The 8,239-nt window shown below is 36.9% G+C and carries 8 protein-coding genes and 1 pseudogene; 8 read left to right on the top strand and 1 reads right to left on the bottom strand.

All coding sequences use genetic code 11. The features are described 5' to 3' along the window. The first annotated feature begins 184 nt into the window (after window positions 1–184). On the top strand, window positions 185–1,339 hold the full coding sequence (locus WFH18_RS15865) for a porin (RefSeq protein ID WP_262458909.1): 1,155 nt from the start codon (window positions 185–187) through the stop codon (window positions 1,337–1,339). A 147-nt stretch (window positions 1,340–1,486) separates the two neighbouring features. Further along, window positions 1,487–2,188 (top strand): HAD family hydrolase, encoded by a 702-nt coding sequence (locus WFH18_RS15870; protein ID WP_005104682.1) that lies wholly within the window; start codon window positions 1,487–1,489, stop codon window positions 2,186–2,188. Here WFH18_RS15870 and WFH18_RS15875 read toward each other — a convergent pair. Further along, entirely contained in the window at window positions 2,185–2,862 is a 678-nt protein-coding gene (locus WFH18_RS15875) for a DUF421 domain-containing protein (protein ID WP_005104681.1), read from the bottom strand. The genes WFH18_RS15870 and WFH18_RS15875 overlap by 4 nt on opposite strands. A gap of 483 nt (window positions 2,863–3,345) precedes the next feature. On the opposite strand from WFH18_RS15875, the gene WFH18_RS15880 reads away from it, so the two are divergent. From WFH18_RS15880 to WFH18_RS15905, 6 genes and pseudogenes are all read left to right on the top strand, one after another. Then, complete coding sequence (locus WFH18_RS15880) at window positions 3,346–4,032, top strand: carbonic anhydrase (protein ID WP_005104680.1); 687 nt, start codon at window positions 3,346–3,348, stop codon at window positions 4,030–4,032. 143 nt (window positions 4,033–4,175) lie between these two features. Next, window positions 4,176–5,216, top strand: a complete 1,041-nt coding sequence (locus WFH18_RS15885) for a hypothetical protein (protein ID WP_004279386.1) — start codon at window positions 4,176–4,178, stop codon at window positions 5,214–5,216. Window positions 5,217–5,311: 95 nt separating this feature from the next. Continuing rightward, complete coding sequence (locus WFH18_RS15890) at window positions 5,312–6,502, top strand: hypothetical protein (RefSeq protein WP_004279387.1); 1,191 nt, start codon at window positions 5,312–5,314, stop codon at window positions 6,500–6,502. Between the two features lie 55 nt (window positions 6,503–6,557). After that, a pseudogene (locus WFH18_RS15895) lies at window positions 6,558–6,748 on the top strand (endonuclease domain-containing protein); the annotation flags it as partial. Between the two features lie 228 nt (window positions 6,749–6,976). Further along, on the top strand, window positions 6,977–7,711 hold the full coding sequence (locus tag WFH18_RS15900) for a hypothetical protein (RefSeq protein WP_305158252.1): 735 nt from the start codon (window positions 6,977–6,979) through the stop codon (window positions 7,709–7,711). 2 nt (window positions 7,712–7,713) lie between these two features. Then, window positions 7,714–8,112 carry a hypothetical protein gene (locus WFH18_RS15905; RefSeq protein WP_121980441.1) on the top strand — a complete coding sequence of 133 codons (399 nt, stop codon included), beginning with the start codon at window positions 7,714–7,716 and terminating at the stop codon, window positions 8,110–8,112. The last annotated feature ends 127 nt before the right edge of the window (window positions 8,113–8,239 follow it).

Below are 8,239 nucleotides of genomic sequence, written 5' to 3' on the forward strand. Positions count from 1 at the left end.
TGTTTAAGATAAGATATAACTCATTGAGATGTGTCATAGTATTCGTCGTTAGAAAACAATTATTATGACATTATTTCAATGAGTTATCTATTTTTGTCGTGTACAGAGAAATATTAATTTAATAATTTTGTAATATAAGCGCCGTGTGTATTATTTGTTACAAAATAAATTAAGGATTTTTTTGATGAAAACTAAGTTAGCGACAGCAATTGCATTCAGCCTTTTGGCGGGGACAACTTTTGCAGCACCAACTTTTTATGGTGAGATTGATGCCACAGTTGATTATTTACCTGAAGACAATGCTTCACCTGTGTCTGATCGCGATGTTATTGAACTGAATACTAATAATTCATTCTTGGGTTTAAAAGGTGAGGAGAAACTTACTGACCGTTTAAGTGGGCTTTATCAAGCTGAATTTACCTTCTATGTAGACAATGGTGGAAGTACAGATACATTTGTACCGCGTAATCTTTTAGTCGGTCTTAAAGATGAAAAGTTAGGTACAGTAAAACTAGGTAAAATCGATACGCCTGTAAAACAGCTTTCTTCAGTAGTTGATACTTTCAATAACTATGTTGCAAATAAAGCGGATATGGCAGGTATCTTTACCGGTGAAAACCGTATCGATAATGTTGTCGTCTATGAAGCTCCTGGCTTTGCAGTCGGTGAAGGTAAACTAAAAGCAACTGCACTATTAGCTACAGGTGAAGCCGGTGGTATTAGCTCTTCTAAAGGCGGTGCTAAAGTTGCAGGCCGTGGCTTAGGTGATGCATGGTCAGCATCTTTAGTATATGACAGCAAAGCAGTTGTTTTAGGTCTTGGTTATGATAAAGCGATTCCATCCAACTTTGCTGGTGTAGGTATCTTAAACACACAAAATGGTGAAATTGGTACAGCAAAAGCTTTGTTAGCTGCTGCTGATACAATTCGTGCGATTGGCCGAGTAAATGTAAATGATAACTTAGCCATTAAGGCGTTATTCCAAACATCTGATCTTGCAGAGGTTGAAGGTAATTCAAATGCAACTTCAGTGGCAAGTAATGGTATTGCTGTAAATGGTAATGATATTGATGATGCACAAGGCTGGCTAATTGGAGCAGAATATAAATTACCAAATGCTGATAAGTGGACAGTAAAAGGCCAATATAGTCAAAACTCTACAAGCTTTACAAAAGCCAATGTTGCAGATTTTGAAGCAAACCAATTCTTGGTAGGTCTTGACTATGCATTCTCTAAACAAGTGAAAGCTTATGGTCATGCTGGTTACCTAACTATTGAACAAGGTTCTGATGAAGATAAACAAGTTCTTGTAGGTACAGGTTTCGAATACAAATTCTAATTTAGACTTTGTAAGCTAAGAAAAGGCGATGCTTTGGCATCGCTTTTTTTATGCTTAAAACAACAAAACTTAGCAATTTTATGTCTGATCTAACAAGTTTCGGGCTGTTAACATGATTGAAAGTTTCAGCATTTCGTTTTGAAAATTATGCCTATTCAAGCTGTTTTATTTGACCTCGACAATACCTTGACCCATCGTGATCTGACTGCACAGGCCTATAGCCGTTATCTGGCAGAATATTATGCGCCAGCATTGGCACAGGTCGAGCCTGACAAAATTATCGAGATTGTAAGGCGCATCGATAATGGTGGTTATCCTAAAAAAGAATTGCTGACCCATGGTGGTATCGGGGCTTCGGCTGCTTATGCATTATTGCAGGAACTACACTGGTTAAATCCTCCTAGCATAGAAGAACTAGCCCAGTTCTGGTTTAGCCAGTTTGGCCGTTTCGCCGTAGAAATGCCGGCAGCAGAGCAAGTATTAACGCAGCTGAAAGATGAGGGTTATCAGCTAGCCATTGTTTCCAATGGCGGACATGACACCCGTTTGAATACGATTCGGGGTTTGGGTATTGAACCTTATTTTGATGAGATCATCAGTTCGGGACTAGTGGGTTTTAACAAACCACAGCCGGAAATATTCCAGATCACAGCAGAGCGTCTAGGCGTGCAACCTACACAGTGCCTATATATTGGCGACCATCCAATTAATGATGTACAAGGAGCTACAGAGGCCGGAATGCATGCATTATGGATGCAAGGCTTTCATGCAGATGCTGAACATATCCAATATAAAATTCAGCAACTGCCGGAAATTTTTGCGCATTTGCAGTTACTGAATCAGGCTTAAGTTATTCTTAAACAGTCAATCGTTTCGGCCCATTGCGCAGAATCACAGCGCGGACATTGCTGATCGGCGTGCGTAAGGGTTTGCACCTGCCCACAGTAAATACAGGCATATAATTGCCCCGCCTTAACCTGTTGCACTATAGAACAGCTTTTAGGAAAAAGTGGCAGCCCAGGCCGAACCTCATCCGATTTGAAAAACAGGATACTGAACTTACCGTCAGTTTCCAGTAAACCGGTGCGTACCTGACCGAGATGTTCTACACCTTGCTGGCGCATTTCGGCAAAGAATTCATCATGTGACATTTTACCTTTTTTAATTTCTTCAACGACCAGCACGCCATCTTCTACGATATAAATCGGTTTACCTTCCAGTAGGTCTTCAAACCATTGATATTTCATCATGAGCCAGGTGGTCAGGCGGTACATGATAATAATCACCGACATCACCAGAACTGCCTGAATCAGGGGAATATCTTCGGTAAACATCGGGTCACCGGCAATCGAACCCAAGCTCAAAATGATAGCGACTTCGAAGATGGAAAGCTGACGTACCCCGCGTTTTCCGGTCAGACGCAGAAACAGGATAATCATCGTGTACATCAGGGCACAACGCAGCAAAATTTCTGCGGTAAACTCCCAAGTGGTGTCATTTATAAATATGGTCGCCCAGTCCATTTAAATTCTTTATCCTTACTTTGCTCTTTGGCTCGAGTCTAGCAATATCAGTATTTTATTTGCTGCTGTGTTTATGTAAGTTTATGAATAAAGATAGATTCTATTTAAAAAAGAAGCTTGAGCTTAAAAATACAGCTATTTAATTTATTCAAAATAAGATAGAGATTTCATGTAAATAACGCATAAAAAATCAGCAGATTAAATTTGAAGAAGATCACATTCTTTGCTGTCTATTTTTAAATCTATAAAATTATTATCCATTTGAAATCTATCAATATAAATTCTGAATAATGTGTTTTGAATACCTGGGAGTGTTTAGAAATTTGTAAGCAAATCACTTCATTTCTATAAACATCTGTAGTTTGTGGCCTGAAAAATAGAGTGATTACACCAGGTTAATAAACTGTTTTTAAATTAGAAATTGTGATTTTGACTTCCAATAAGGGATGTATTGTGAAAAAAATATTCACGCTTTTAACGGTTATGGGTTTAAGTACAGCGGTCTGGGCAGATACGGAGTGGGATTATACTCAGCCTGAGCAATGGTCGACTTTGAGCCAGAAATATTCGGCCTGTAACGGTCTGAACCAGTCGCCAATCAATATTGAGCGAACAGTGAAAGCAGAACTGGAACCGCTCAAGTTCAGCTATAACACCATGATTCATGCGATCGAAAATAAAGGTCATACTGTTCAGGTGGATTTTGCGCAAGGTGGTGAATTGCAACTGGATGGCGATACCTTTGTACTGAAGCAGTTTCATTTGCACAGCCCGAGTGAAAACCTGATCAAGGGTAAAAGCTATCCACTGGAAATCCATTTTGTCCATTCCAATGCCAAAGGTGAGCTGGCTGTGGTGGGGATGATGTTTGAACAGGGACAGGAAAGTCAGATGCTCAAACGCATGTGGAGTCGCCTACCAAAAAAACAGGGTGAAAAAGTGGTTTTGAAAACGCCACAAGCGGTGAATCAGATGTTGCCTAAGAATCTGGATTATTATCGCTTTAGCGGCTCGCTGACCACACCGCCTTGTTCTGAAGGCGTACGCTGGCTGATCCTGAAGGATATTCAGCAGGCTTCTGCCAAGCAGATTTCGGAATTTGCCAAACTGATGGGACACCCAAATAACCGTCCGGTGCAGTCCTTGAATGGCCGTGTAGTGCTGGAATAATCAATATGAGAGCGAAAAAGCAGACTTTGGTCTGCTTTTTTTAATTCTGATACAAATTTCGAAAGGGCCGGTTGAAAAGAACTATGTGGCGAAAGCTGAAAGAATTACTATAGATAGTATTTCCTATTGGTCTTTCCGCTGCCATGCTCTTTGACTTGAAAACCATGATTCAGCCATTTACAGCGCTTTCGCCACAGCAGAAGAAGCTGGATCATCTGATTGATAAAATCGAGCAACAGAAACAGGAATTACACCAATGGCAACAGGCTGAAGAAGAGCTGCAACAATATACCCATAAAACATTTATGCCGGTCTACCATGAATTGCATGGTGTACTGTTCAAGCAGCTGGAACAGCTCTGGAAGCACCTGCAGGAAACTACATTTTCCAAGGCAGAACTGGTGGTGCTGGATGAAAAGATTCAATACCTTGCAAATTATCTAAAAGACTCTCAGGCAATGTCGGTGCAACAAGCCCATAAAGTGAATGAAATTTTCACTTACTATCAGCAACGTGCCGAGCATGCCCAGTTCAGAAAAAGCCAAAAGAAAATAAATGAACTGGAAATATTCTTTAAGAATGAGAATCCCTCAGATCTTGCAGATGCAGAAGTATTTGAAGAATGGGAATCAGATCATTTTCAGCAGGCACGTGAGCAAGCCAGATTAAAACGCCAGCAGGAAAAACAGGAGCAGGCAGCAGCGATGGCAGAGCAGTCATTGAAAACCGTTTATTTAAAAATTGCTGCCATCATTCACCCTGACCGTGAAGTGAATGATGTCAAAAAAATCAAGAAAACTGAATTATTGCAACGTGCCAATGAGGCTTATGCAGAACAAGACCTGTTTACGTTACTGAAAATGCAACTGCAGATCGAGCAAGATCAGGATATTTCACAAAAAGGTTTAAGTGCGGAGCAACTAAGATTCTATCAATTGGCTTTGGATGCACAAAGCCGGAAATTACAAGAACAGATCGATACCTTGATCCATAGATTGGTCTGGTCATCGAAAACCAGAATTGCCGTGAAAAAGGCGAAAGGGAAAGTTCAAATTGCTGACCTGTATAAGCAGATTGATGAAGATACTTCAGCCATTAAACAGCAGATTAAAGTCGAAAAAGAACGCTTGATGTATATCAAAAAGGTGAGCGGCTTGGAGATGTTTTTAAGGCATGGGATTTAATGAAGTAAAAAGTTTTTTACTCTCTAAACCAACGGTCTTAGGTATTCGTTATGTTAAAATAATGAGTTGAATAGCATTTGTATTGAAACAAAGTAATGAGCATTTTAGATTTAAGCTTATATCAAGAAACTGGAAATTTATCCCCACAACAAAAGAAGTTTAATCGTCTGATTTTAAAAATTGAGAAACTTCAAGCATCTTTGTTAGAGTGGCAACAAGCACAACAAAAAGTACAGCAGGATGCAAGTGCAGAACTATTGCCATTATATAGCAAATGGCATCAAGTTTTATTTAGTCAATTAGAAGTACTTTGGCAATATAAACAATCGCATAAATTTGCTAAAACCCATTTACAGCGTTTAGATGAAAAAATTTCGATTTTAGCGAGTCTGCTCTTAGATAATCCTAATCTGTCTGAACAGCAACATGAATTGGCGATAGTCATTGCTAAATATTATAACCTTTTAGAAGAGAGCTCTAATTTTCAGACGGTTACATCGCAAGCAGAGAATTATTCTCATCCAGAGCATGATGCTGATGAAATGATGCAGAAACAAGTGATGAAGGGAATTCTTGCAGATCAATTAGGTGTGTCTGAAGACTGGATTGACTTTGATTTTGATCTCGAAAATCTTGAAGAATTTATGCAAAAAGTAAAAGCCAAATTTGATCGAGAAGAAGCCGATTTTATTCAAAATCAACTGAATGATCGTGAGCGTGAAGAATATCAAAAGTTTGCCGAAAAAGAGAAAAAGAAAATTTTAAAGAAGCAAATGCAACTTGAAGATGCAAAAAAAATGGCAGGGCAGTCATTAAAAAGTATCTATTTAAAAATTGCCTCAGTGATCCATCCTGACCGTGAGCGAGATGAGCAAAAACGCATTGAAAAAACTGAATTATTACAGCAAGCCAATACGGCGCTAGAGGAAAAAGATTTACTAGCTCTATTAAAGTTACGTGCTTATACAGAGCAAGGTGATCAAAAACAAGCAGTTAAAATCGCAAATGAACATTTAAAATCTTATAATCTATTGTTAGAAGAGCAAATTGAGCAATTGCAGTTTGAGGTAGATAATATTATTTACTCATTTGATTGGGAGAGTTCAGGTTTCTATAAACAGACCTTTAAACCTGTGGATTTGGCTAAAAAATACCAACGTGATTTGAACGAAATTCAAAAAAAAATATTACGAGATGAACAGTGTTTAAATGATTATAAGGATTTTGATTATTTTAAAATTTTACTTAAAAATAGGGCATTTAGCTGGTCATTTGACTCATTCTAAACTTAATTTTTTTAACCAAAGCATCATAAAGCTATGATGCTCTTTTAAAATAACAATGAAAATAGATCCTCAATTATTAGAATTCGCCAAATCCATGCGCCACACCGCCACCGATGCAGAACATCTGATATGGCAAATTCTACGTGCCAAGCGATTTATGAATCTTAAATTTCGCCGTCAGCATGTGATCAAACCTTATATTGTGGATTTTACTGCCATGAAATTGGTTTGGTGATTGAGTTTGAGAGTAAGTAAAATTGAGAAATCATAAAAAACTTGATTTTTAAATTTTGATTGCTATTATCAAATATAGGTGTCCACCTTACTTACACACGAGTAAAAAAAGACAAAAATCTATTTTTATATTGAATAGTCTATTCTTCTTAATGTTTTCTTTATTTTGTTTCACTATTAGATTCAAAAGTTTAAACGTGTGTCCAAATTTGATTCTAAGAAACAACTTTAAGGATAAACATGTCTACGATCAGCGCATTAGCTTTTGAAATACAGCAAACTACTAAATTTCATGATATTGAGATTAAACGTTCTTATATAAATGAAATAGTTGCAGCACTTTTTGGATTTAAAACTTTTAATAGTTTAAAACTAAGTTCTTACCCAATTTTTACAGATTCAATCGATGACCAGTTGGATGGAGAGTTATTTGAAAATCGCTGTGAGGAATTAAACGTCTCAATTGCGCTAGCACCTTTTTTTCAAAAGCATCTTTCAAATTATCATTTTTTATATTTAACAAATGAGGAAATGAGTCAGCTTGTTAGACATGCTTTGGATGATGATTCACTGCATGACAATGTTTTAGAACGGCTGAAAAAAACCTTTATAGAGTTCCCTCAGGTTTCTATTTATCCATATTTGATTGCACAATTTTATAGTGATTGTGAAAGTGATTTTGATGAGCAGAATAAAGATATGAATTATCTTTATCATAGATATTTGCAAGGTAAAGAAATTAGTCCAACTTGGAAAGCAGGCTTAGATAATTTTATTAAAGAAAAAGAACGTAATAATGAATATAAAGATAACTATATAAAGTATTTAAAAATTGCTGCTCATTTAGGAAGTTTTCCTGCTCAGCTAGAACTTTATCAATTTGGAGATAATGATCATTACGTTGATGACGACGATTTTGATGAAGATATGTATGACTATAGTCATTCAAATTATCCATTTATCCATCAGATATAGAATTGGAATTAGCAAAGCGTGGTAATGAAGAATGCCTAAGAGATATATTTGATCGAATCGTCTGTGATGGATTCGATGAAATCAAAAAATTAAAAGAGAATGATTTGATTGAAGCATGGAAATGGCAAAAATTTGCTCATTATTTTGGTCATGATTTAGCTCAAGGTAATTACAAGACAGAAGCAATATATGATCAGGGTAATATTTTTGCAGCCGAAAGTGGTCGTCATGATATACATTTGCCAAAATTAACATTAGAGCAAGAAAATATAGTCGATCGAGAAGTAAATAAATTAATTCATTTTTATGAAAATTTAAATGAATTCACTTTTACTCGTTATTTAGATGATTCTTCTTATATCAATTGGGAGGATGAGGATTTTGATTGGGAAGAAGAGTAAATAAAAATCCCCTCATTTGAGTAATGCCAGTCAGTTAAGCAGACATTAGAAAAATGTAGTAAAAATGAGTGTATGCCAATACGCTCATTTTTTTTATGACTTTATCTGAAAATTTAGATTGCACCCT

It is taken from the genome of Acinetobacter sp. USHLN143, assembly GCF_037145695.1.
Lineage (GTDB): Bacteria > Pseudomonadota > Gammaproteobacteria > Pseudomonadales > Moraxellaceae > Acinetobacter > Acinetobacter fasciculus.